Below are 23,154 nucleotides of genomic sequence, written 5' to 3' on the forward strand. Positions count from 1 at the left end.
CGTCACGCCGCCGGCCTGCGCCGCCCGTCAGGGCGAGGGCAGCCTGGGGTAGGGCGGGCCGAAGCTCGTGATGGCCGTCCGGGTGTTCACGAGGACGGGCGTCTTCGTCGTCTCGTCCGCGTAGAGCGGCCTGACGATGCACGTGTTGCTGCCGCACTCGCCCGGGTCGGGGAACACCACGTCGGCGACGAGCCAGAACCGCTCGCTCGAGTCCTCCGGGAGGAACGTGACCGGCTCCTCGGGGTCGTGGAAGCCGGTGGGCCCGAGGTCGGCCCCGAGCTCGCCGTTGCAGAAGATCTTGATCCGCGGGTGCACGTTGAACGACACCTCGCCGCCGAAGTAGTGGACGGCGACCCGCATCCACCCGGACTTGGGCGGAAAATCGACGTTGATGTTCTCCGGCGCGCAGAACGTCGGATCGTCGGGATCGGTCGTCTCCTGAGCGCAGGAGACGTTGTCGAGATCGAGCCGCGGGTTATGGCAGCCTCTGCCGTCGCGGCGCCACTTCTCTCCCATCTTGCGGGGCGCGTAGAAGCAGGTGTTGTTCGTCTCCTCGGGATCCAGGTACCAGTTCACCGGATCGGGCGGCGTCGCCGTCTCGCTGAACCAGGTGATGCCCGGGTCGTCCTCCGTGAGGGTGTCGATCGTGCAGTTGCCGTAGCCGCACGCGACGTTCGAGCCGCCGACCTTCCAGGGCTGCGTGTTGTTCGGCTTGTGGAGGTAGAGATCCAGGTCGACGCTGTACGGCTCGTGCTCCCACTCGAGCTCGACGCGGAGGCCGCGCGCGCCGACGAACAGCGGGTAGGCGCAGGTCGCGCTCTTACCGTCTGCCCCCTGTTTCGTGTACGTGACCGTGTACTCGCCCGACTGCAGCGGCTTGAAATCGTCCTTCGGTTCCGTCCCGCCCACCGAGGGGCACGGGTCCACGCCCGCGGGGCAGGTCACCGTCCACGCCTCGGAGCCCTCGACGGCATCCGCGCTGAACGTGCCGGTCCCCTCCTTGAGATCGACGGTGGCGAAGGGCGCCGCCTGGATCGGATGGCAGCCCGCCGCGTCGTTCAGGTGGCAGTTCTGGTCCGCGTGCACGCCGCCGACGCAGGGCCCCCACGTGCCGGTCTCGTCGCAGAGCTGGGTGCCGGGGAAGCACCCGGGGCTCTGCCGGAACGACGGGTCCCCGCGAAAGCAGGAGTGCGCCTGGCCGGCGATGCACGCGCAGGTCTCGTCGATCATGCCGTTGCAGTCGTCGTCCAGCCCGTCGTGGTCGATGCCGAGCTCATCCACGCCGCACAGCTCCACCGGGCCGCAGGCGCTCCCGCACGGGTTGACCGCGACGTCGGGCGTCTCCTCGGGCGCCCCTCCATCGATGATGAGGTTGCCGCCGAAGCCGTCCGAGTCCGAGTCGTCCCCCTCGGGCGCGGCGCCCGCCACGCTCGCGCCGCCCGAGCCGCCGCGGGGCCCTCCCGCGCCGCCCACGCCGGAGCCGCTCCCCTCCGTGGCATCGCCGAAATCAAACCGCTTGCCCTCGGCGCTGCAGCCGGCCGCGACGACGGCGCTCGACGCCGCGGCTGCGATCACGACGGGGAGCACGGACAGGACATGAAGACGAAACATGATACCTCCACGTGAGGGGACTCGCCGCAGGGTCGCAGCGGGCTCGCCTCCGCTCAGCGCCACGGCGAAGCGCTCCGTAGCCTAGCAAAGCGGCGACACGCCGCGGCCCCGCGACGCGCGCTTTCGCGCGAGATCGCGCGACCGGGGATGGCAGAACACCACGCCTCCACCTTCGTCGGGTAAGAGGCAGAACGAATTTACAGATTCAACAGGGTGCTACGCAGAACTCCCTAGCACGGCTGACGGCCGGCGCCGCCGATAACGAACAGCCGCGCGCCCGCGAACCGCGCTCTCCGGAGGCGTGGAGTCAGGCGAATCACCATCAGGCAATTCACTACAGACTCATTCGCGGCGGCGTGCCGGGGGGGGGCGCCGCGCCCGCGGTCAGGGGAGCGGCGGGTAGGCTGGACCGAAGTTCGCCTCGACGTGGTCCTTCGTGGTGAGCAGCGGCGTCTTCGTTTCTGCGTTCTCGTAGAGAGGCTGGACGACGCAGGTTTGCCGGCCGCACTCGTCGGGCTCGGGGAAGATGACGTCGGCGACGAGCCAGAACCGGTCGCGGACGTCGCCGGGCGCGAAGGCGACGGGCCGCTCGGGGCTGTAGAAGCCGGTGGGCCCGAGATCGCCCCCGAGGGCGCTGTCGCAGAAGATCTTGATGCGCGGGTGGATGTCGTGGGGCACCCCGCCGTGACCATAGTAGTGAACGCCGACCCGCATCCACTGGGCCTTCGGGGGGAAGTCCACGTTGACGTTCTCGGGCGCGCAGAAATATTCGTCGTCGGGGCTGGTCTTGGTGAGGTCGCAGTTCGCGTTATCGAGGTCGAGCCGCGGGTTGTGGCAGCCCATGCCGTTGTCCCGCCAGAGCTTCCCCATGCCCCGGGGGGCGAAGAAGCAGGTATTGTTGCTGTCCACCGGATCGAGGAACCAGTTCACCGGATCGGGCGGCGTCGCGCTGTCGCTGAACCAGCGGAGGTTCGATGTGGGCGGCGAACCGTCCGGGCCGGACGCGAGCTGCTTGATGGTGCAGTTGCGCCAGCCGCAGTCGAACGCAGAGCCCGCAGTGGCCCAGGGCTGCGTGTTGTTCGGCTTGTGCAGGTGCAGGTCGAGATCGACCCGGCCGAAGTCGTGCTCCCACTCCAGCTCGACGCGCAGGCCTCCGGCGCCGACGAACAGCGGGTACTGACAGCGCTGGGTCGCGCCGCTCGCGACGCGCTTCGTGTACGTGACGGTGTACTCGCCCGACTGAAGCGGCTTGAAATCGTCCGCGGGGTCCGCCCCGCTCACGGCGGGGCACGCGTCGATGCCGTCGGGGCACGCCACGGTCCACCGCTCGGAGCCCTCGACCGCATCGTCGCTGAAGATGCCGGTGCCCTCCTTGAGGTCGACGTCGGCGAAGGGCGGCGCCTGGATGGGGTGGCAGGCGACGTAGCTGTTCACGTAACAGGCCTCGTCGGCGTGCACGCCGCCGACGCAGGGGCCCCAGGTGCCCGTCTCGTCGCAGAGCTGGGTGCCCGGGAAGCACCCCTCGCTGTTCCGGAACGACGGGTCGCCGCGGAAGCAGGCGTGCGCCTGGCCGGCGATGCACGCGCAGGTCTCGTCGATCATGCCGTTGCAGTCGTCGTCGAGGCCGAGGTGCGCGCCGGTGCACAGCTCCTCGTCGCCGCACGCGGTCCCGCACGGGTTCACCGTCACGTCGTCCGCCGGCTCCTGCCCGCCATCGATGTCGAGGAGACCGCCCAGCCCGCCCGGGGCGCCGCCCTCGCCGGCCATGGCGCCCGCCCCGCCGCGGCCGACGTCGCCCCCCTCCCCGGCCCCGTGCTCGCCGCCTCCGCTCGGATTGAACCCGCCCGTCGCGCTGCAGCTCGCCGTGACGCCGGCGCTGGACGCCGCGACGCCCGCGAAGAGGAGGAGCGAGGAGGAGAAACGCAGTCGACCCATGAGACCTCCATGTCGAGGGACCCTCGATGCGGGGACAGAACGGGCTCACCCCCCGCCCGACACCCCCGGTGTTCCAGGAGCTCATGCGAGTGTAGCAAACTCACCCAGCGACAGCGTTGCTGTAGCGGCGGGAGATCGCGCCTCCCGCGTCGGGGCGCTGCCCTGGATCCGGGCGCGATCGACGGGCCCACGCTGCTGCGCGTCGGCTCCGTGCAGCCGACGACGCGCGGCGCCGAGGGGTGAGGAGCGGCGCGGCAGGACACCGCGTCACGGCGGGCCGGCGGGGCACCGGCGCGCCGGGCCGCGGCGCGAAGGTCGGCCTCTGCGCAGGGCCGCCGCGCGCCCCGGCGGCGGGCGCGTCAACCGATGATCGGCAGGTGCCTTCCGCCGCCGGCCTTCACCGGCTGGGGCTGCTCTGCCTGCGGCTGCGCCGCGGGCGAAGAGGCCGTCTCCTCGATGTGCACGCCGGACCGGAAGCGCTGCTCGCCGCCCGCGATCTTGCGGTGCGCGAGCGTGTGCTGCATGAAGTTGAGCGGGAAGAACCCGGCGAGCTGAATCCAGCTCGATTGCCGTGTCAGGGTGAACCTGCGCCATATCGACGTGGGCGAGTAGAATTTCGTCCACGCGGACACCCACCCCTCCCGGAGGCGCTCCCGGGACATCTGCTTGGGCACGAAGTAGGGTGAGCCGGCGTCGTGATCGCGGCGCAGCCACCAGCGCTCGTCGGTGAGGCGCCCCTCGGCCTTGAGGCGGCGGTAGAGCTGCGTCGCCGGATACGGGGTCAGGATGGCGTACAGCGCCATCGTCAGCTTCATGTCGATGCCGAACTCCACGGTGCGATCGAACACCTCGGGATCGTCCGTGTCGAAGCCGAAGACGAAGCTCCCCCACACGGAGATGCCGTGATCGTGGAGCATCGCCATCGTCTCCTTGTACTGGGAGGGCCGGTTCTGCCGCTTGCCGGTGAACTTGACCGTCTCGTCGTCGATGCTCTCGAAGCCGATGAAGAGCGCCTTGCACCCGCTCTCGGCCATGAGCTTCACGTTCTCGAGGCGCTTGACCGCGGCGAGCGAGCACTGGCCTATCCAGTGCTTCTTGAGCGGTATCATCCGGGTGAACAGCTCCTTCGAGTAGGCCCGGTGGATCATCACGTTGTCGTCCGCGAACATGATGAGCTTGCCGAGCGACCTGAGCTCGCTCAGCACCTCCTCGGTCGGGCGGAACCGCATCGTGGTGCCGTTGGCCGTCGATACGCTGCAGAACTCGCACGGATAGGGGCAGCCGCGCATGGTCTGCACGACCTGGAACGGGATGTATTTCTTCGACGTGAACAGATCGCGCCGCGGGGCGGGCCTGCCCGCGAGGTTCGGCAGCTCGGGGCGGTAGATCGGCTTGAGCTCGCCGCGCTTCACGTCGGCGAGCAGGGCGGGCCACGCGTCCTCGGCCTCGCCGACCACGACGGCGTCCGCGTGCTGCATCGCCTCGTCCGGGCACGCGGTGGGGTGGATGCCCCCGAGGACCACCTTCACGCCGCGCCTGCGGTACGCGGCGGCGATATCGTAGCTCCGGCGCGCGGTCTTGCTGTCGACGCTGATGCCGACGAGGTCGACGTCCTTCACGTCGCGCTGGAGATCGAAGGGCTGCACGACGTCATCGGTGTAGATGACCTCGTCCTCCGGGGGCGTGAGCGCCGCGAGCGTGCCGAGCCCCACCCGGGGCAGGTAGGCGGAATCTTCGCTTGCCGTGGCGATGAGCTCGATCTGCATGGCAGATCGTGCTTATCACGGCGCCGCGCCGGCCCCTACTGCCCAGGCGCGCCGCGCGGGGCGCTCCGGCCTCGGCCGCCAGCGCACGTTGCCCGCGCTCCCGGAGCGGAGCCCGAAGGAGTCCCACGACGCATGAGCTTGCTGTCTGACGCCGCCATCTTCCTCGGCGCGGCCGTCGTCGCCGTGCCGCTCTTCAAGCGGATCGGGCTCGGCGCGGTGCTCGGCTACCTGGTCGCGGGCGGGCTCATCGGGCCCTGGGGGCTGCGGCTCATCACCAACGTCGAGGCGATCCTCCACTTCTCGGAGCTCGGCGTCGTGCTGCTCCTCTTCCTCATCGGCCTGGAGCTCCAGCCGTCCCGGCTGTGGGTGCTGCGCCGCGCCGTGTTCGGCCTCGGCGGCGCGCAGGTCGCGGTCACGGGCGCGCTGATCACGGGGATCGGGGTCGCGCTCGGCCTGCGCCTCGACGCGGCGGCCATCGCCGGCGTCGGGCTCTCGCTCTCGTCCACGGCGTTCGTGCTGCAGATCCTGGCCGAGAAGGGCCAGATGCAGGCGCAGCACGGCCGCTCCGCGTTCGCCATCCTGCTGTTCCAGGACCTCGCCGTCATCCCGCTGCTCGCGGTGCTGCCGCTGCTCGGGTCGGGGGCCGCGGCCGCGGGGGGCGGGGCCCCGGCGGAAGGAGGCTCCCTCGCCTCGTCGCTCACGGCGGTCGCCGTGGTGCTCGCCGTCGTCGCCGGCGGCCGTTACCTCGTGCGGCCCGCCTTCCGGGCCATCGCCGCCGCGCACGCCCACGAGATCTTCACCGCCGCGGCGCTGCTCGTCGTCCTCGGCTCCGCGCTGCTCATGGTCCACGTGGGCCTCTCCATGTCGCTCGGCGCCTTCATGGCGGGCGTGCTGCTCGCCGACTCGGAGTACCGCCACGAGCTCGAGGCGGACATCGAGCCGTTCAAGGGCCTGCTCATGGGGCTCTTCTTCATCGCGGTCGGCATGTCGGCGAACATCGGCCTCCTCGCCGACCGGCCGGCGCTCGTCCTCGGGCTCGTCGTCGGCATGATGGCGCTCAAGGCCGCCGTCCTGTTCGGCCTGGGCAGGGCGAGCGGGCACGGCGCGGCCTCCGCGCGCGACCTTTCGCTCGCGCTCCCGCAGGGGGGCGAGTTCGCGTTCGTCCTCTTCGGGCTCGCCGCCGCGCAGGGCATCCTGGACCGGCCCCTCTCCGAGCTCCTTGTCGTCGTGGTGACCCTGTCGATGGCGCTCACGCCGCTGGTCGTCGCGGTCGGCGACGCGCTCGTCCGGCGATGGCAGCGGACCGGCCCGGCCCGGGAGTTCGACGCGATCGAGGACAGCGACCCCCGGGTCATCATCGCCGGCTACGGCCGCTTCGGGCAGATCGTCTCCCGCGTCCTCCGCACGAGGAAGATCCCGTTCACCGCGCTCGAGGCGAGCGCGGCCCAGGTCGACTTCGTCCGCCAGTACGGCAACAAGATCTACTACGGCGACGCCTCCCGGCTCGACCTGCTCCGCGCGGCGCGCGCCGACAAGGCGAAGATCTTCGTGCTGGCGATCGACGACGTCGCGTCCTCCGTGAAGACGGCGGAGGTGGTGAAGCGGCACTTCCCGGACCTCGAGATCTACGCGCGCGCCCGGAACCGCCAGCACGCGTACCAGCTCATGGACATCGGCGTGAAGGTGCTGGAGCGGGAGACGTTCCTGTCGTCGCTCGAGATGGCCGAGCGCGTGCTCGAGGGGCTCGGGATGCGGGCGCCCGACGCCCGCGCGACCGTCGAGCGGTTCAGGGCCCACGACGAGCAGGCGCTCCTCCGCGGGCACGCGGTCCACAACGACGAGGCCAAGCTCATCCAGACCGCGAAGCAGACGGCGCTGGAGCTGGAGAGCCTGTTCGAGACGGACGCGAGCGCGCCGTCCGGCGACGACAAGGCCGCGGCCGTGTGATCGGGCGGAGCGAGGACTAAGTCAGTACTATTTACTAACGCACGCGACGAAAAGTTAGTACTGTTTACCAAGTCTCATGCACAAGCCGTCGCCGCGATCGCGGGGGGCGCGGCGCGTGCCGCCGGCGAGGTGCCCGGCCGCGCCGTGCTCCACCGCCCACGCGAGCCCCGCGCCGCGGCCGAGCCCGCCGCGCGGGCGCGGCGCGGGCGCGCGCCGACTACTCCGGCTCTTGCTTCGCGCCGATGCCGTGGCGGCGGAGGTAAGCCCGCACGTGCGCCCGCTCCATGCCCGCGCGCCGCGCCATCTCGCTCACGTTGCCCTTCGCGTCCTCGGAGAGGGCGGCGAAGTAGTCGCGCTCGAACCGCGCGAGCACGTCGCGCTTCGCCTCCTGGAACTGCCGGCCCTTCAGCGACGCGAACGACCCGTTGAAGCTCCCGCCGCCGCCGCCGCCGGCCGGGTGGATCGACGGCGACGAGTTGCCGTGCACCGGCGTCTCGGTGAGCGCGCCGAGGTGCGCGGCGATGTCGATCTCCTCGCCCTCGGCCGCCAGCGCGAACGCGACGGCGACCGCGTTCCGGAGCTCGCGGACGTTGCCGGGCCAGTCGTGCCGCATCAGCCGCTCGAGCGTGCTGTTCGAGACGCGCTCGTACGCGCTCTCGTCGCCGAGATCCTTCAGCATCCGGCGGACGAGCACCGGGATGTCCTCGACGCGCTGCCGGAGCGCCGGCAGCTCGATCTTGATCTGCGCGACGCGGAAGTAGAGGTCGCTCCGGAAGTTGCCGGCGTTGACGGCCCGCACGAGATCGCGGCGCGTCGCCGCCAGCACGCGCACGTCGACCTCGCGGTAGCTCGATCCGCCGACGCTCTTGATGCGGCGCTCGGCGAGCGCGCGGAGGAGCTTCGGCTGGACCTCGAGCGGCAGCTCGCCGAGCTCGTCGAGGAAGATCGTCCCGCCGTCCGCCTCGAGGAACGGCGAGAGGCGCTTGTCGACGGCGCCCGTGAACGCGCCGCGCTCGTGGCCGAACAGCGTCGCCTCGGCCAGGGTCGGCGGGATCGAGCCGCAGTCGACGACGACGAACGGCTTCTTCGAGCGGGTGCTCGCGAGGTGCAGCGCCTGGGCGACGAGCTCCTTGCCCGTGCCGGTCTCGCCCGTGATGAGCACCGTGAGGTCGGTCGGCGCCATCTTGGAGAGGCGCTCGAAGATGGCGCGCATCCCGGCGCTGCTCGCCACGAGCGGGCCGAACGACGGGATCGCCGAGACCGTGATGCGCTCGGGGCGCAGCGGCTCGAACTGGATCTCCGTCTCGCCGAGCCGGAGCTTCGTGGTGGTGAGCAGGTAGATGTCGCCGACCCGCACGCCGCCGACGAAGGTGCCGTTCCTGCTGTCGAGGTCGCGCACGCGCACGCCCTGCTCGGTGGCGACGAACTCGGCGTGCACCGCGCTCACCTTGGCGTCGTCGAGGACGAGCTGGCAGGCCGCGTTGCGGCCCACGATCACGGGGTCGGTGCCGATCTCGAGCCATCCGCCGCCCCGCGCGGCCGACGACTTCGTCGGGCGGATGCGCCCGCCGCGCACCTCGACCCTGTTCTTCGTGCCTACCGTTGCGTCGAGCAACTCACTGCCTCTCTGTCTTGCGGCGCGAAGGAGGGCCCTCCGGCCGGGGGATCTCTGCGCCGCCCGTCCTGCTCGGCGGCGGCGGCGGCGCGACGCCCGCCCTGCTCGGCGGCGGCGGCGGCGCGACGCCCGCCCTGCTCGGCGGCGGCGGCGGCGGCGGCGCGACGCCCGCCCTGCTCGGCGGCGGCGGCGGCGCGACGCCCGCCCTGCTCGGCGGCGGCGGCGGCGCGACGCCCGCCCTGCTCGGCGGCGGCGGCGGCGCGACGCCCGCCCTGCTCGGCGGCGGCGGCGGCGCGACGCCCGTCCTGCTCGGCGGCGGCGGCGTGACGCCTGTCCTGCTCGGCGGCGGCGGCGTGGCGCTCGTCCTGCTCGGCGGCGGCGGGGGCGGCGCGCTCGTCCTGCTGAGCGGCGGCGGGGGCGGCGCGCTCGTCCTGCTGAGCGGCGTCGGGGTCACGCCGCCCGTCCTGCTCGGCGGCGGCGGGGGCGGCGCGCTCTGGCCGGCGTCGGGGAAGCCGCCGTTCTCGGTCATCGTCGGGGGGCCGTCGACCACCGTGGGGTTGTCCTCCAGGAGCGCCTCGGGCAGCTCGGAGGGGAGCCGGCTCCGCTGCGAGCGGCGCACCGCGCGCGTGATGTTCGCCGGCTGGATGGCGCGCCAGCTCGTGAGCGCCTCCTCCGCGGAGCTGAAGCGCCGCTCGCGCCGGCGATCGAGCGCCCGCTCGAGGAAGCGCTCGATGCCCACCGGCCACTTCTCGCCGGTCGCCTCGGCGAGCGAGGGCGCCGCGCGGTCGAGCTTCATCGCGACGAGCACCGCCGCCGTCGCGCCCTCGAACGGCAGCCGCCCGGACAGGGCCCGGAAGGCCACCGCGCCGACCGCGTAGAGGTCGGCCCGCTCGTCGGCCCGCGCCGCGCCCCGCACCTGCTCCGGCGCCATGTACGCGAACGAACCGAGCGTCGCGTCGAAGGCGGTGAGCGTCGGCTCCTCCTTCTCGCGCCGCGTGATCTTGGAGATGCCGAAGTCGAGGATCTTCGCGCGCTCGCGCCGGTCCGGCAGGCCGAGGTGCTCCAGGTAGATGTTGCCCGGCTTGAGATCGCGGTGGACGACGCCCGCGGCGTGCGCGGCCACGAGCCCCTGGAGCACGTCGTCGATGATCGGCCCGACCTCGCTGAACGGCAGGTACTGCTCGCGCTTCAGCCGGTCCGCCAGCGACTCGCCGTCGAGCTGCTCGAACACGAGGAGGTGCGCGCCGTCGTCCGTCTCGTTGACCTCGAGGAGCTGGCAGACGTACGGGCTCTTGATGGCCGAGGCGATCTTCGCCTCCCGGTCGAAGCGCCGCACGAGGTCCGGCTTCATCGCGGCGCGCGCGAGCAGGACCTTGATGGCCACCGGCTGCATGTCCGATTCCCGTGTCGCGGCCCAGACTTCGCCCATCCCGCCCCGCCCGAGCAGGCGGGTGACACGGTAGCCAGCAACAATGTCGCCCGGGTGGATCGCCACGTAACCTGGATCGGGACCGTACCACCGTCATTCTGAAACGGGTGAGAAAAAAGCGAGAGCGCTGGCAAAAGCCGAGATCTCCGCGGCGCACGCGCGCGCCTTCGCGGGCCGCGCGGAGGGAGCTGCAGCGCCGCGCGGCCCACGAAAGCGCGCGGAGGGAGCTGCAGCGCGCGCAGCGGGGCGCGCGGCCGTGGCCCGCGTCACGACGCGGAATCCCGGGAGGAACTTGGGGGGCCGCGGCACTAGCCCGAAGCGGCATGATTCTGTAGGCTCGCCGCGCCATGCCGCGTACAGCCGAGGACGTCGAAACCTACCTCCTGCAGCTCGATCGCCGGTTCGACAACGACGCCGGTACCTACCTCGTCTCGGGGGGGCCCGACGCGCCGCCGATCGCGATCCGCATCGATCCGCCGATCGTGGCGGTGCGCGTCACGATCGGCCCCGTGCCCGGGGACGACGCCCACCAGACCAAGCTCTTCCGCCGCTTGCTGGAGTACAACGCGACGGATCTGATGCACGCGTCGTACGGGATCGAGGCGGGCACCGTGGTCCTGTCGGCCGCGCTGGAGCTCGAGAACCTCGACATGAACGAGCTCGAGGCGATCTTGAGCGACATCGATCTCGCGCTCGCCCGCCACGTCCCGGTGCTGCACGATCTCGCGCTGAGCTGAGTAGACCCGCCGCGCCTTCGACCCCTGCGCTACCCGAGAGTTGGAGCTGATCTATGGGAATTTTCGCGCGCCTTGCGACCCTCATCAAGTCGAACCTGAACGACCTCATCAGCCGCTCGGAGGACCCCGAGAAGATGCTGAACCAGGTCGTCATCGACATGTCGAACCAGCTGATCGAGGCGAAGAAGCAGGTCGCCGTCTCGATCGCCGACGAGAAGCGGCTGGCCAAGCAGGCCGAGCAGGAGGCCGCCAACGCCGCGGAGTGGGAGCGCAGGGCCATGCTCGCGATCAAGGCCGGGGACGACGCGCTCGCCAAGGAGGCGCTGAACCGCAAGAAGGAGCACGACCAGCTCGCCACCACCTACAAGGACCAGTGGCAGAAGCAGAAGCAGGCGGTCGACCAGCTCAAGACGGCGCTGCGCCTCCTGAACAACAAGATCGAGGAGGCGAAGCGCAAGAAGAACGTGCTCATCGCCCGGAAGAAGCGGGCCGAGGCGCAGAAGGCGATCCAGGAGACCATGAGCGGTCTCAACAACGCCTCCGCCTTCGAGACGTTCGACCGGATGGCGAACAAGATCGATCAGATCGAGGCCGAGGCCGAGGCCGCGGGGGAGATCGCCGAGCAGTACACGGGCGACACGCTGGCGCACCGGTTCGGGCAGCTCGAGGCGACCGCGGGCGCGGACGACGAGCTGCTCGCGCTGAAGCGGAAGATGGGGGTGCTGCCGCCCGAGCCGCCGCCCGCGCCGGCGCCGCAGCAGGTGCGCGTCGCCGGGACGGGCGGCGCGCCGACCGGCATGCCCCAGGCCGAGCAGGACGAGCTCGCGGCGGCCATCGCGGAGCTCGAGGCCGAAGAACAACGTGAACAAGCCAGGATGAAGCGCTAGAGCACGCCCGCCCATGAGCCAAGCCGCCACGGCGCTCCGCCGGACCGAGTCGACCGCCGCTCCCCCCTCCGCCCCCATCCCCGTGCACGCCGAAGAGCTCGGCGCGTTCCTCGAGCGCGTCGGGGTGAGCTCGTCCGACGGGCTCACCGACGCCGAGGCGCAGAAGCGCCTCGCGGAGCACGGGAAGAACCGCCTGCCCGAGTCGAAGAAGAAGAGCGCGCTCCTCCGGATCCTCGAGCAGTTCGCGAACCCGCTCGTGCTCACGCTCCTCGCCGCGGCGACGATCGCCGTGGTCGTGGGCTTCACCGCCGACAAATCGGAGAGCTTCCTCCACCGGTTCGGCGACGCGATCGCGATCCTGCTGATCGTGATCCTGAACGCGTTCCTCGGGTACTACCAGGAGCGGCGCGCCGAGGCGGCCCTGGAGGCCCTCCAGAAGCTCAGCGCGCCGAACGCGCGCGTGCGCCGCGGCGGCAAGACCGTGGTCATCGCGGCCGAGGACGTCGCGCCCGGCGACATCCTCGAGCTCGAGGCGGGCGACGCGATCCCGGCCGACGCGCGGCTCGTGCAGACGATCAGCTTCGCCACCGAGGAGGCGGCGCTGACCGGCGAGAGCGCGGCCGCGGGCAAGGACGCCCTCTCCCCGGTCGCGCAGGACGCGCCGCTCGGGGACCGGGTCACGATGGTCTTCACCGGCACGAGCATCGTGCGCGGCAAGGGGCGCGCGGTGGTGACCGCGACCGGCGTGCACACCGAGCTCGGCCGCATCGGCGAGATGATCCGCTCGGTCGGTGAGCAGAAGACGCCGCTCGAGGAGCGCCTCGACCGCTTCGGCTCGATCATCCTGCGGGTGTGCCTGGCGCTGTCCGCGGTGCTGCTCGGCTGGGGGTTCATCCGGGGCGGGCGGCCGTGGCACGAGCTGCTGCTCGAGGGCGTGAGCCTCGCGGTGGCCGCCATCCCCGAGGGGCTGCCGGCGATCACGACGATCACGCTCGCGCTCGGGATGCAGCGCATGGCGAAGCGCGGGGCGATCGTGCGCAAGCTGCCCGCGGTCGAGACGCTGGGCGCCGCGACGATCATCGCGTCGGACAAGACGGGCACGCTCACCCAGAACGAGATGACCGTCCGGAACGTCTACGCGGGCGGCCGCCACTTCACCGTGACCGGCGAGGGGTACGACCCGGCCGGCGCGCTGCGCGACGAGGGCGGCGCGGAGGTCGCCGACGGGTCGGCGCCGCTCAGCTACCTGCTCGCGACGGTCGCGCTCTGCAACAACGCGTCGCTCAACGAGGACCAGGCGACGGGCCGCTGGAGCATCGTCGGCGATCCGACCGAGGCGGCGCTGCTGACGCTCGCCGCGAAGGGCGGCCAGTCGCGCGAGTCGGTGGCGCCGTCGCACGCGTTCGTGCACGAGCTGCCGTTCGACAGCGATCGCAAGCGGATGACGGTGATCACGCGGGACGAGCGCGGCCGCGAGATCGCGCACGTGAAGGGGAGCGTCGACGTGCTCCTGCCGCTCTGCGTGAAGTTCGCCGCCGACAGCGGCGTGCGGGCGCTGACCGAGGAGGACCGGCAGGCCATCGTCGCCGAGGCCGATCGCATGAGCGCGTCCGCGCTGCGCGTGCTCGCGATCTGCCGCCGCGTGCGGGTCAGCCGCGACGAGGCCGACGTCGAGCGCGAGCTCACGTTCCTCGGCCTGGTCGGGATGATGGACCCGCCGCGGCAGGGGGTGAAGGAGGCGGTGGCCGAGTGCCGCCGCGCCGGCATCCGCGCGGTCATGATCACCGGCGACCACCGGCTCACGGCGACGGCGATCGCGAAGGAGATCGGGCTCTGGGACGAGGGCGACGAGGCGCTCAGCGGCGCGGAGCTCGCGGCGATGAGCGACGAGGAGCTCGCGCGGCGGATCATGCACCTGCGCGTCTTTGCCCGGACGACGGCGGAGCAGAAGCTCCGGCTGGTGCGGGCGTTCAAGGCGCACGGCCACATCGTGGCGATGACGGGCGACGGCGTGAACGACGCGCCCGCGCTCCGCGAGGCGCACATCGGCGTGGCGATGGGGCGCGGCGGCACCGACGTGGCGCGGCAGGCGGCGGACCTCGTGCTGGCGGACGACAACTTCGCGACCATCGTCGAGGCGGTGCGCGAGGGGCGCGCCATCTACCGCAACATCCAGAAGTTCATCTTCTTCCTGCTCTCGTCGAACATGGGCCTGCTCGTGGCGGTGTTCGTCGTCTCGTTCTTCGGCAAGTGGCCCCCGCTGACGCCGCTCATGATCCTCTGGATCAACCTCGTGACGAACGGCCTGCCGGCGCTCGCGCTCGGCATCGATCCGCCGGATCCGAAGCTCATGGAGGAGGCGCCGCGCCCGCGCGACGAGGGCCTGCTCGTGAAGCGCGACTACCTGGGCATCCTGTACGTCGGCGCGTTCATGGGGCTCGCGGCCGTGGCGCTCTACGCGACGTCCGAGCAGACCGAGGACGCGCTGCTCCGCACGCGCGCCGTCGCCTTCTCGCTGCTCGCGCTGTCGCCGCTCTTCCACGCCTGGAGCTGCCGGAGCCCGGTGGTCTCGCTCTTCGGGTCGAAGCCGCTCGTGAGCCTGCCGCTCCTCCTGGCGGTCGCGGCGAGCGCGGCGATCCACCTGATCGCGCTGCTCGTGCCCGCGCTGCGCCCGGTCTTCCGCACCTACGAGATGTCGTCGAACGAGTGGATGCTCCTGCTCGTCCTGTCGGCGCTGATCGTGCCGGCCGTCGAGATCGCGAAGTTCGTGTACCGCCGGATCCGCTCCGACGGCGGCCCTGCCCGCCTCACCACCTCCGCCCAGCCCCGCTGACCCGCCGAGGTGGGCCGGCGTCGCCGGCCCCCTCCTCCGCCGCGCCGGGGTAGCCGCTCCGGCCGCCGTGGGGCGCCGTCCGGGCCCGCCGCGGCGGCCCCGGGCGCGCTCACGCCGGACGATCCGGAAACAAAGTGCTCGTGGTAAGAACAAGCGGGCGCGGAGAGGCGTCCAAACCCGAGCTCATGAGACGCCGAACACCCACCCTCCGTGCGCCGGGGGCTCCTGCCCTCGGTCCCCGCTTCGCCGCGCTCGTGCCGGTCGCGCTGGCCGCGCTGACGACGGCCGCCGCGCCCTCCCCCGCCCTCGCCGCCGGGACGCCGCTCGCGGCGCCGCTGGTCGAGTCGAAGTGGCTCAAGCTCGACGGGGTCCCGAAGGAGTGGCCGGTGGCGCTCACCTCGCTCGGCATCCGGGTGAAGGGCAAGCCGAGCAAGGCCGACCTCGCGGCGCAGGCGGCCATCGCCTACGACGACGCGCGGGTCTACGTGGCGGCCGACGTGACCGACGACGCGCTGCGCGGCGGCGCGGACCACGTGAAGCTCGTCCTCGGCTTCCCGGGCGGGAAGGTCCAGGAGGTCTCGCTCTACCCGGGCCAGCCGGGCAAGACCGCCGGGGTCGTGAAGCTCCCGGGCGGCAAGGCGGCGGCCGGGGCCAGGGTGGTCGAGGCGCCCCGGGGCGGCGGGTACACGCTGGAGGCGAGCATCCCGTGGTCGGCGTTCCCCGAGGCGGCGACGACCCGGGTCGGGCTGCGGGCCGGGCTCTTCGTCCACGACGCGGACGGCGGCGGGGGGGTCGATGCGGTCGTCGGCAGCGCCACATCGGAGGCGTACGGGTCGCTCTCGCCGCTCTCGACCGAGCCGGAGCTCGCGCTCGCCGACGGCCTCCTCAAGAGCAAGGGCCTCCACGGCCCCCCGAAGTACGACCTCGTCGTCGACGTCGCCGGGGACGCGATGCGCGAGCGGGTGCTCGTCCACGATCGCTTCCTCGTCGTCCTCGGCCCCGGGTTCCGGAAGGGCGCGCAGTACTACTTCGAGGACCTCGGGGTCGACGCCGGCGGGGGGATGCTCCCGTCGCTCACGGCGCGCGACCTCACGGGCGACGGCCAGGCCGAGCTCATCCTGAGGAAGCGCTCCGGCACCGGCGCCAAATACCGCGAGGTGCTGCATGTGCTGCAGTTCGGCGCCGGCGACACGCCGCGGCCGATCTTCCAGCACGAGGTCGCGATCTCGACCGACAAGGGCTCGATCGTCAACGAGGTCGACTTCGTCCCCGACGGCGCCCGGATGGCGATCCGCGTGCAGCCGGGCAAGGCGACGCGGTACGACGCGAGCAACTACGCGGAGGGGGTGGAGACGACGTACGACCCGCTGCTCCTGCCGTGGGGGTCGATCAAGTCGCAGCTCTACAAGCTGACCGGGAGCGCGTTCACGAAGGCCAGCGAGGAGCGGCAGGCGGCGGTCGCGGGGGCGCGCGCGGACGGCCCGCGACCGGCGAGGGCCGAGGAGCCGCGGGCCGCGGCGAAGCCCGCGCTCTCGCCGGCCGAGATGCTCGACAAGGTGTACGCGCTCTACCGGCGCGACCGCAGCGCGTCGTCGAGCAAGCCGCGGTTCGATCTGGGCGCCGACGTGGCCGCGGGCCGCGAGCCCGAGCGAGTGCTCCTGCACGACCGCGACATCGTGGTGTTCGGCAAGGGGTTCCGGGGCGGCGCGGGGTACGCGTTCATGACGCTCGCGCAGTTCGCGTCCCCGGCCGACATCCGCTCGGTGAGCGCGCGCGATCTCACGGGCGACGGCAAGGCGGAGATCATCGTCCACGGAACGGTCCGCGCTGCCGCGCCCAAGGAGGCGGGCGGCGGGACGGTGGACCGCGACGTGGTGCTCATCCTCCGGATCGAGGGCGAGAGCATCCAGCGCGTCTTCGCGGCCGAGGTCGCGCGCAGCATCGGCGACAAGAAGATCGCCGGCGAGCTCAGGTTCGTGCGCGTGGGCGACAAGGTGGGGATCGAGCTCGCCCCCGGGCGGGCCACCGAATGGACGGAGCAGACGTATCCCTTCAACCAGGACAAGGGGCCTGTCGGCGGCTTCGAGCCGCTGCTCCTGCCGTGGGGGGGAGCGCAGCCGGTGCGGTACGTCTGGAACGGGTCGACCTTCGCGAAGTAGGCGAGCAGGGGGCGGCCCGTGCGCGTCAGCGCCGGGAGGGCCGCGTTCACGAGGGCGTCCTCGGGCGCGGGGATCTCACGGTGATCCCCGCGGGGTAGCAGAGCGCGTGCTGGACGCGCTGGTCGCGCGGGTGGCCGAGGGGTATCGATACGACTCGCCTGCTCCTGAAGAAAGCATGACGAAAGATCACCTATCTTCGTAATGCGATCAGACAGGGACCTTGGAAGGCTCCTCGCGAGCTCGTGTTCTCTTGTCCTGCGCCGGAGCCATGGAGTACAGGGGCGCCATGGGCTCCACCCGGACCGCCGGTGGCTGGCCGAGCAGGTCGCTGCAGAGGAGATCGCGATGGCGATGCGCGAGCTGGAAGGCTTCGACGAGGTGTTACGGACGGTGCTGACGAAGGTGCCGATCGAGGCGTTGCTGCCAGCGCTGCCGGTGGAGGAGCTGCTCGCGGCGCTGCCGCCCGAGCAGCGGCTCGCGGGGCTCACCCCCGAGCAGCGGCTCGCGGGGCTCACCCCCGAGCAGCGGACTCTCCTCATGCCCGACGACGCATTGCGGCTGCTGCCCGGCGATTACCTGCGCTCACTTCCAGAGGATATCCGGGCGCAGATCCGCGCCCGGATCGGCCGCTCGCTCTAGGTCAGGCCCCGCGCCCCGCCGACCGGAGCGCCACGACGCCGCTGCCGCCGCCGGCGCCGGGCGCCAGGGGGTTCACAGGCGCCGCTGCGCGCCACCGCGGCGAGCTTGTCGCAGGCGCGGTTCAGGTAGGCCTGGACGCAGTTGCTCGCCTGATGGCCCATGACCCACCGTAGATCGAGGCCGATGCCGCGCTCCTTGACGAGGGCCAGGATCTTCGCCCGGAGGCGCATCGCGCCTGGCCACCGATTCTGCGTGCGTGGCCTCACGGCGTCGGTCGTCAGGAGGTGAATCGCCGCCTGGCAGTCCGTGCGCACGACGACGCCGCGGATCCGCGCTCCCCAGGTCCGGCATGCGACGAAGAGGCCGGCGAAGATGGCCGCCAGCTCGGCCTCCAGCGAGCTCTTCACGTATCCCGGGCAGGCCCCACGACGGACGACGCGCCCTTCCACGCAGCGGGCCCACACAGCCCAGCCTGCGCCGGAAGGACCGAACGAGGCATCGGTGTAGCACGTGACCCAGAACCTCGATGCGGGTGATGCGGGTGAGGTGAGCAGTCGTCCCGGCATCTCCCGCTCATCGTTCGCCTGGCAAGCAGCAGATCGTCTCCGCCTTCTCGCCCTTGAGCTCGCCCACGTTCACGCCGCCCTCCGGCGTGCAGCGCCCGGGCTCGTTGACGAGCCACGTCGCGCTCAGGCTCCCGAGCGTGAAACCCGGCGCTGGGTCCACGCAGCTTCCTGCCTCAGGGACGCTGATTCCGACGAGCGTGTCGCTGCACGCGCGGTCCTCGTACGCCGACACGAACGCCTCGCACCGGCCCTCCTCGACCGCCTTGCAGGTACACGGCGTGCAGTCGCGCGTGTCGTTCACCTCGGCGTAGAACACCCCCAGCTTCTCCGAGTACGTCGGCCAGGGGCTCCCCGGCGCCGCGGGCGCCTCGCACGGGACATCGTCGCCCGGCAAGCGGCGGCAGTGCCGCCACCCGTCGGGCAGGTGGTCCTGCTGCTGGTAGAGCATGCAGAGCTGGCGGGGTTGCGCGCACAGGTCGTGGACCAGCCTCCCTCGGCACGCGACAGCGACCTCGACCGCAGGCGCATCGCGGGGCACCGGCGCCTCCTCGACCACCGGCGCGCACGGCTGCTCGCGGGTCGGACCGATCGCGAGCGAGCCGAGCTGCTCCGGCCCCACCCAGCCCGGCGACACGCACGCGCCGTCCCATCCTGCCGGGGGCGCGAAGGGCGTCCGGGTCTCCTCGGACCCCTCGCTGCACATGTACAGCGAGCTCGCTGTCACGTCGGACGGCAGCGCGCAGGACGGCGAGGTGCACGCGCACACAGGACACGCGTGGACCTCGCTGGGCAGCGTCCGCCCCCGGAACGCGGCGGGCTCGGAGGCGAGCTGCACCACCTCGCCCGCCGTCCCGGGGACAGTCCAGACGAGATCGTCGCACGACGGCGCCAGCGGCTCGGCCCCCGTCCAGACGAGCTCCGGCGCGGGCAATCCCTCGGGCGGCTCGGGCACGCACCGGCCCCAGCAGTGCCCGTTGCTCGTGCCGTCGTCGTTGACGATCTCGCAGACGAGATCCTCCGCGCAGCCGTGCTCCCCGCCGCCGCCGCATCCGCCCGCCGCCGCCAGGCCGCCCGCGCCGAGGAGCAAGAGCCCCGACAGCAATCCCTGCACGCCTCTCATGATCCCCCCCTCCTCACCGGTCTCCCTCGCAGCCTACCAGGCGCCGATGACGAGGACGCCCCCGCCCTGCGCGGTCGCGAGCGGCACCGCGCGCACGGCACGCGTGCCCGGCGCCGGGGCCCACCAGAACGACGAGAGCGCGACCGCACCGACGACGCCGGCGCTCGCCAAGCTCGCCCAGGCAGCGGCCTCCAGCGTATCGCGCTCGCGGTGCTTGTCGCCCAGCCCCCCGCACGCCGCTGCATGCTCGTGGTACAGGCATGCCGCCGGACCGCCGCGACTGCGGATCTCCGCCGTCAGCGCCGACGCCTCATCGCCGCGCGCCGACGCCTCGATCATGAGGCCCGCGCCCAGCGCGACCCCCACTGCCGCCAGCGCGAGCCCGCCGACGCGGAACACCGTGCCCGCCTCCGGGCCACGCGCCGGTGCGGGCGCAGCAGCGGCCCGCACCGGCGCGACCGGCGCCGCAGCCGGCGGCGCGGGCCTGGGCTCCAGGTGAAGGCCGATCATCGACTCCCGGCCCCGCTGCGCCTCGAACGGATAGACTTCGTCGACATACCCGTCGAGCCTGGCGCGCGCCTCGTGCCGGCCCGGATCGAGGTAAACGAAGTACATGGCCTGCCCGCGGCCGATCCACCGGCCGTCGATGAACACCTCGGCCTCGGGCCGGCTCACCGCGACGGTCGCGGACGAGACCTCGCGCTCCGCCCGCGTCAACCCCTCGGAGAAGCGCCGTCGCGCCGCCGGTTCGAGCGTCTCCAGGTACAGCAGCGACTCCCTCAGGTGCTCCGCCGCATCCCGGAACCGCCCGAGCGCGAGCTCGCACAGCCCGAGCTCCCCCGCGAGCTCCGGCCGTGGATCCGCCTGCCACGCCGCGCGATACGACGCCTCGGCTTCCGCCCACCGCCCGGCGCGCCGCGCCCTCTCGCCCCGCGCGAACGCCTCGTCCGCCTTGGCGGAGCGCGCCACGGCCGCTCCGGACGATCCAGCAGGGGACTCTTCGCCGGCAGACACCACCGCGAGACTCCACACGACCGATGCGGCGGCCACCGCGAGGAGCAACCGGCCCGTGGAGCCCATCTCCACGGCACCCTACGTGGCAGGTCCGATGCGGTCAAGCCGCCTTGGCCCCGAGGGAGCGACGAAATTGACGCATTCGCCAGGCAATTTTGACGGCGTTCCGGAATGCTACGCCGTTTCCGACACGGCCTGATCCAGAGGGCGCGCGCACGCGATCACAACGAGCCTGGTTCGGCTCGAACCGGCGCGACCTTTTTCAAATGTCGAACTGGCGTGCCAGGTAACTGGACTTGTATGGGGAAACCATCGCGCACGATCGACGACGCCGCCGAGGGAACACCGTTCACCCTGGAGGCGATCATGGCCGAGCACCAGGAGGCCGTTCGCCGGTACGTGGAGCGGCAGGGCTTTCATGGCGCGGATCGGGACGACCTTGTCCAGGAGATCTTCCACGGCGCCGCGCGGTCGCTGCCCCGGTTCGATCCCCGCCGCGCCACGGTGCGCACGTGGCTCCTGCGGATCGCGTTCAACCTGATCTCCCACGAGCGCAAGCGCGCCCATCGCCGGCACGAGGCGCTGTGGCCCGAGGAGGCGCTGGACGAGCTCTCCAGCGATGCGCCGGACTCCGAGACACGGCTCATCGAGGCGCAGCGGAGCGAGATCCTCGCGGAGCTGCTCCTCTCGGTCCCTCCGGCGCGCCGCGAGATCCTGGTGGCGCACGATCTGGAGGAGGCGGCGGTCCAGGACATCGCCGAGGAGCGCGCGCTCCCGCGCAACACCGTGTGGAACCACCTCCGGCTCGCGCGGCTGAGCCTCGGCGACGCCGCGCGGCGCTGGCGGGCGCGGAACCGCGGCCGCGGTGCGCTGCTCGCGCCGCTCGCCGTCGCGTTCGGCGCGGGCCAGGCGCGCGCTTCCTCGGGGCCCGTCCGTCGAGGTCCGCTGCGGCATCCCGATCGGGTGCGGCGGCTGCTCGACCGGGCTCACCGCGCTCTCCGGCGCTCGCCGCCTCGCGGGGAGGCCCGCCGCACGGCGAGCTCGCGGCGCACGTGGCCGGTGGCGCCAGCGGCGACGCTGGCCGCGCTGGCCGCTGGACGATGGGCGGCCCGCACCGCGGCCGGCGCGGTGGCGGGCGCGGTGGCGGGCGCGCTCTTCCTGCTCGCCCCGGCCGGGGGCGGCGAGCTCCCGTTGCCGAGCGCCCACGCGGTCGCGCTGCGTCTTCCACACGCCGCGACGCCGGCGCCCGCGTGGCCGGCCCAGCACGGCAGTGCCGTCCCCCCGAGCCCGGAGGCGCCCTCGAAGCCGCTGGGCGCCGGCGCCATGACGCGTGCCCTCCAGACCGCGATCCATGACCAGGCGATCGCGCGGCCTCCGTCCGCGCGGCCTCGGGGCGACGGCGCCCGATCGACGCCCGAGCAGCGGCTGATGCGGCAGGCCATCGCGACGCTCGCCGCCGGTCGAACCGTCGATGCGCGGCGCCTGCTCGAGCGGCACCAGCGCGCCTTCCCGCAAGGCGCCTACGCAGGAGACCGCGAGGATCTCCTGCGACGGATGCGAGCGGACGCCGACCTCGGTGGACACCGACCCGGGCCGGTAGCCCGCATTCCGCCACGATCGCGGTGAGCGGCGCAGCGCGGAGCGCGATGGCGCAACAAGGAGGAACAAGGAGGCAGGAAGCGCTCAGCAGCGATGGAGGAGCGAATGGGCTGCTCAGGCCTGCAGGGCGCCCGATTCGTGCCATCCGGCCCTGACGATGTTGCCAGGCATTGCTACGGCCGCCTGGGCCCTGGCAACATCGGCCCGTTTTGCTCAACCCAAGGAGGCGCCTGTGGCAGACCCCTACATCGATCCTTTCGAGACGAAGATTTACGGGAAGTTCGCGCGCGAGCAGATGGCCACTGTCCTGATGGGCAAGCTCTCCGCCCTCGACGGCATGATCGAGTTCGCGATCGGCAAGCAGCTCATGGCCGATCAGGCGATCGCGGGCGTGCTCGATCGCCAGCCCAAGCCGGCCCCGGAGCTCGACAGCAACGCGGTGCTCGAGGAGGCCCGGGACGTCATCGTGCGGTTCGCCTCGTACCTCGACTCCCTCAAAGGGAGGCCGGTCGATCCCAAGGTGTTCTTCCGCGGCGAGGCGCCGAGCGTCCTCGCGCGCCGGCGGATCACGAAGCTCACCGCCGCTGTCGGACACATCGCCGACGAGCTCGAGAGGCAACGCGAGAAGGTCCGGGGTGCCGACCTGTGGCTGGCCGAGCTCAGGGAGGCACACGAGAAGCTCGGGATCGTCGAGCGGCAGCAGCGCGCCTCGCGCGTCGAGCGGATCGAGCTCGGCCCCGAGGTATCGACGGCGCGCGAGGCGTGGCTGGCCGTCTACAACGCCAACAAGAGCCTCGTGCGCGGGCTGCTCGCCCACCTCGGGAAGCCCGAGCTCCTGCCGCTCATCTTCGACGACCTCGCCGAGGTGCACCGCGCGAGCGGCGTGAGCGACGCGCTGCCGCCTGGCCAGCCGCCCGCGCCGGCGACGCCGACAGCGGTGCCGGCCGCCCCGCCGACGGCCGCGCCGGCGGGCCAGCCGGAGGCCGCGCCGGACGCGTGAGGCGGCGGGCCCGCTGCAAGGCTTGATGCAAGCGTTGCAGCGGGCGAGTCGGGGACCGAGTCGGCCGTTTCAAGGCTTGAGACGGCCGACTCGGGGGGCCAGCGGGGCGGATCAAGGCTTGAAGCGGCCGGCTGGACGGCCGCGGGAGCCGTTGCAAGGCTTGGAACTGCCGGCTGGGCGGCCGAGTAGGGCGTTGCAAGCCTTGAGACGGGCGACGCGGGACGGAGAAGACGTTTTCAACGCGGAGGAGGGTTCACCACCGCGCCGGCGGCGCGTCCAATGAGGTCACCAGGGTCG

The 23,154-nt window shown here is 72.3% G+C and carries 17 protein-coding genes; 9 read left to right on the plus strand and 8 right to left on the minus strand.

The features are described from left to right. Positions 1 to 27 precede the first annotated feature (27 nt). The 3 genes from WME76_RS26485 to WME76_RS26495 all read right to left on the minus strand — a co-directional run bounded on the left by WME76_RS26485 (position 28) and on the right by WME76_RS26495 (position 5,312). The gene (locus tag WME76_RS26485; RefSeq protein WP_437955062.1) at positions 28 to 1,611 is read right to left on the minus strand and encodes a hypothetical protein; all 1,584 of its coding nucleotides are present in this window, start codon (positions 1,609 to 1,611) and stop codon (positions 28 to 30) included. A gap of 384 nt (positions 1,612 to 1,995) precedes the next feature. Beyond that, positions 1,996 to 3,546 (minus strand): hypothetical protein, encoded by a 1,551-nt coding sequence (locus tag WME76_RS26490; protein WP_437955063.1) that lies wholly within the window; start codon positions 3,544 to 3,546, stop codon positions 1,996 to 1,998. A 359-nt stretch (positions 3,547 to 3,905) separates the two neighbouring features. Further along, on the minus strand, positions 3,906 to 5,312 hold the full coding sequence (locus WME76_RS26495) for a B12-binding domain-containing radical SAM protein (protein ID WP_437955064.1): 1,407 nt from the start codon (positions 5,310 to 5,312) through the stop codon (positions 3,906 to 3,908). On the opposite strand from WME76_RS26495, the gene WME76_RS26500 reads away from it, so the two are divergent. Both WME76_RS26500 and WME76_RS26505 read left to right on the plus strand, forming a co-directional pair. Further along, on the plus strand, positions 5,311 to 5,448 hold the full coding sequence (locus WME76_RS26500; protein ID WP_437955065.1) for a hypothetical protein: 138 nt from the start codon (positions 5,311 to 5,313) through the stop codon (positions 5,446 to 5,448). The genes WME76_RS26495 and WME76_RS26500 overlap by 2 nt on opposite strands. Beyond that, entirely contained in the window at positions 5,445 to 7,259 is a 1,815-nt protein-coding gene (locus tag WME76_RS26505; RefSeq protein ID WP_437955066.1) for a monovalent cation:proton antiporter-2 (CPA2) family protein, read from the plus strand. Before WME76_RS26500 ends, WME76_RS26505 begins: the two co-directional genes overlap by 4 nt. 217 nt (positions 7,260 to 7,476) lie before the next feature. Here WME76_RS26505 and WME76_RS26510 read toward each other — a convergent pair whose 3' ends face one another. Together WME76_RS26510 and WME76_RS26515 are read right to left on the minus strand one after the other, a co-directional pair. Further along, positions 7,477 to 8,874, minus strand: a complete 1,398-nt coding sequence (locus WME76_RS26510; protein WP_437955067.1) for a sigma 54-interacting transcriptional regulator — start codon at positions 8,872 to 8,874, stop codon at positions 7,477 to 7,479. 1 nt (position 8,875) lies between these two features. Continuing rightward, positions 8,876 to 10,369 (minus strand): protein kinase domain-containing protein, encoded by a 1,494-nt coding sequence (locus WME76_RS26515; protein WP_437955068.1) that lies wholly within the window; start codon positions 10,367 to 10,369, stop codon positions 8,876 to 8,878. Positions 10,370 to 10,650: 281 nt separating this feature from the next. Here WME76_RS26515 and WME76_RS26520 point away from each other — a divergent pair, with 281 nt between their 5' ends. The 5 genes from WME76_RS26520 to WME76_RS26540 all read left to right on the plus strand — a co-directional run bounded on the left by WME76_RS26520 (position 10,651) and on the right by WME76_RS26540 (position 17,558). Then, on the plus strand, positions 10,651 to 11,040 hold the full coding sequence (locus WME76_RS26520; protein ID WP_061607083.1) for a hypothetical protein: 390 nt from the start codon (positions 10,651 to 10,653) through the stop codon (positions 11,038 to 11,040). 53 nt (positions 11,041 to 11,093) lie between these two features. Further along, on the plus strand, positions 11,094 to 11,927 hold the full coding sequence (locus WME76_RS26525) for a PspA/IM30 family protein (protein WP_437955069.1): 834 nt from the start codon (positions 11,094 to 11,096) through the stop codon (positions 11,925 to 11,927). Between the two features lie 13 nt (positions 11,928 to 11,940). Next, positions 11,941 to 14,760, plus strand: a complete 2,820-nt coding sequence (locus tag WME76_RS26530) for a cation-translocating P-type ATPase (protein ID WP_437955070.1) — start codon at positions 11,941 to 11,943, stop codon at positions 14,758 to 14,760. 185 nt (positions 14,761 to 14,945) lie between these two features. Continuing rightward, positions 14,946 to 16,919, plus strand: coding sequence for a hypothetical protein (locus WME76_RS26535; protein WP_437955071.1), 1,974 nt, complete (start codon positions 14,946 to 14,948; stop codon positions 16,917 to 16,919). Between the two features lie 345 nt (positions 16,920 to 17,264). After that, positions 17,265 to 17,558, plus strand: coding sequence for a hypothetical protein (locus tag WME76_RS26540; protein WP_437955072.1), 294 nt, complete (start codon positions 17,265 to 17,267; stop codon positions 17,556 to 17,558). Here WME76_RS26540 and WME76_RS26545 read toward each other — a convergent pair. The 3 genes from WME76_RS26545 to WME76_RS26555 are packed head-to-tail and all read right to left on the minus strand — an operon-like array spanning position 17,555 to position 20,324. Further along, on the minus strand, positions 17,555 to 18,124 hold the full coding sequence (locus WME76_RS26545; RefSeq protein ID WP_437955073.1) for an RNase H family protein: 570 nt from the start codon (positions 18,122 to 18,124) through the stop codon (positions 17,555 to 17,557). The genes WME76_RS26540 and WME76_RS26545 overlap by 4 nt on opposite strands. Before the next feature lie 7 nt (positions 18,125 to 18,131). Further along, positions 18,132 to 19,244, minus strand: a complete 1,113-nt coding sequence (locus WME76_RS26550) for a hypothetical protein (protein ID WP_437955074.1) — start codon at positions 19,242 to 19,244, stop codon at positions 18,132 to 18,134. A 33-nt stretch (positions 19,245 to 19,277) separates the two neighbouring features. Next, the gene (locus WME76_RS26555; protein WP_437955075.1) at positions 19,278 to 20,324 is read right to left on the minus strand and encodes a hypothetical protein; all 1,047 of its coding nucleotides are present in this window, start codon (positions 20,322 to 20,324) and stop codon (positions 19,278 to 19,280) included. Positions 20,325 to 20,558: 234 nt separating this feature from the next. Between WME76_RS26555 and WME76_RS26560 the strand changes: the two genes are divergently transcribed. Further along, the gene (locus tag WME76_RS26560) at positions 20,559 to 21,884 is read left to right on the plus strand and encodes an RNA polymerase sigma factor (protein ID WP_437955076.1); all 1,326 of its coding nucleotides are present in this window, start codon (positions 20,559 to 20,561) and stop codon (positions 21,882 to 21,884) included. A 205-nt stretch (positions 21,885 to 22,089) separates the two neighbouring features. Continuing rightward, the gene (locus tag WME76_RS26565) at positions 22,090 to 22,857 is read left to right on the plus strand and encodes a hypothetical protein (protein WP_437955077.1); all 768 of its coding nucleotides are present in this window, start codon (positions 22,090 to 22,092) and stop codon (positions 22,855 to 22,857) included. The last annotated feature ends 297 nt before the right edge of the window (positions 22,858 to 23,154 follow it).

Origin of the sequence: Sorangium sp. So ce119, assembly GCF_051524405.1 — a bacterium.
GTDB classification, from domain to species: Bacteria; Myxococcota_A; Polyangia; order Polyangiales; family Polyangiaceae; genus Sorangium; species Sorangium cellulosum_G.

Excerpts from the sequence above, each read along its gene's own strand:
- WME76_RS26485 (WP_437955062.1), bottom strand. The coding sequence starts at position 1,611 with ATGTTTCGTCTTCATGTCCTGTCCGTGCTCCCCGTCGTGATCGCAGCC.
- WME76_RS26490 (WP_437955063.1), bottom strand. The coding sequence starts at position 3,546 with ATGGGTCGACTGCGTTTCTCCTCCTCGCTCCTCCTCTTCGCGGGCGTC.
- WME76_RS26500 (WP_437955065.1), top strand. The coding sequence starts at position 5,311 with ATGGCAGATCGTGCTTATCACGGCGCCGCGCCGGCCCCTACTGCCCAG.
- WME76_RS26495 (WP_437955064.1), bottom strand. The coding sequence starts at position 5,312 with ATGCAGATCGAGCTCATCGCCACGGCAAGCGAAGATTCCGCCTACCTG.
- WME76_RS26505 (WP_437955066.1), top strand. The coding sequence starts at position 5,445 with ATGAGCTTGCTGTCTGACGCCGCCATCTTCCTCGGCGCGGCCGTCGTC.
- WME76_RS26520 (WP_061607083.1), top strand. The coding sequence starts at position 10,651 with ATGCCGCGTACAGCCGAGGACGTCGAAACCTACCTCCTGCAGCTCGAT.
- WME76_RS26525 (WP_437955069.1), top strand. The coding sequence starts at position 11,094 with ATGGGAATTTTCGCGCGCCTTGCGACCCTCATCAAGTCGAACCTGAAC.
- WME76_RS26530 (WP_437955070.1), top strand. The coding sequence starts at position 11,941 with ATGAGCCAAGCCGCCACGGCGCTCCGCCGGACCGAGTCGACCGCCGCT.
- WME76_RS26535 (WP_437955071.1), top strand. The coding sequence starts at position 14,946 with ATGAGACGCCGAACACCCACCCTCCGTGCGCCGGGGGCTCCTGCCCTC.
- WME76_RS26540 (WP_437955072.1), top strand. The coding sequence starts at position 17,265 with ATGGCGATGCGCGAGCTGGAAGGCTTCGACGAGGTGTTACGGACGGTG.
- WME76_RS26545 (WP_437955073.1), bottom strand. The coding sequence starts at position 18,124 with ATGCCGGGACGACTGCTCACCTCACCCGCATCACCCGCATCGAGGTTC.
- WME76_RS26550 (WP_437955074.1), bottom strand. The coding sequence starts at position 19,244 with ATGAGAGGCGTGCAGGGATTGCTGTCGGGGCTCTTGCTCCTCGGCGCG.
- WME76_RS26555 (WP_437955075.1), bottom strand. The coding sequence starts at position 20,324 with ATGGGCTCCACGGGCCGGTTGCTCCTCGCGGTGGCCGCCGCATCGGTC.
- WME76_RS26560 (WP_437955076.1), top strand. The coding sequence starts at position 20,559 with ATGGGGAAACCATCGCGCACGATCGACGACGCCGCCGAGGGAACACCG.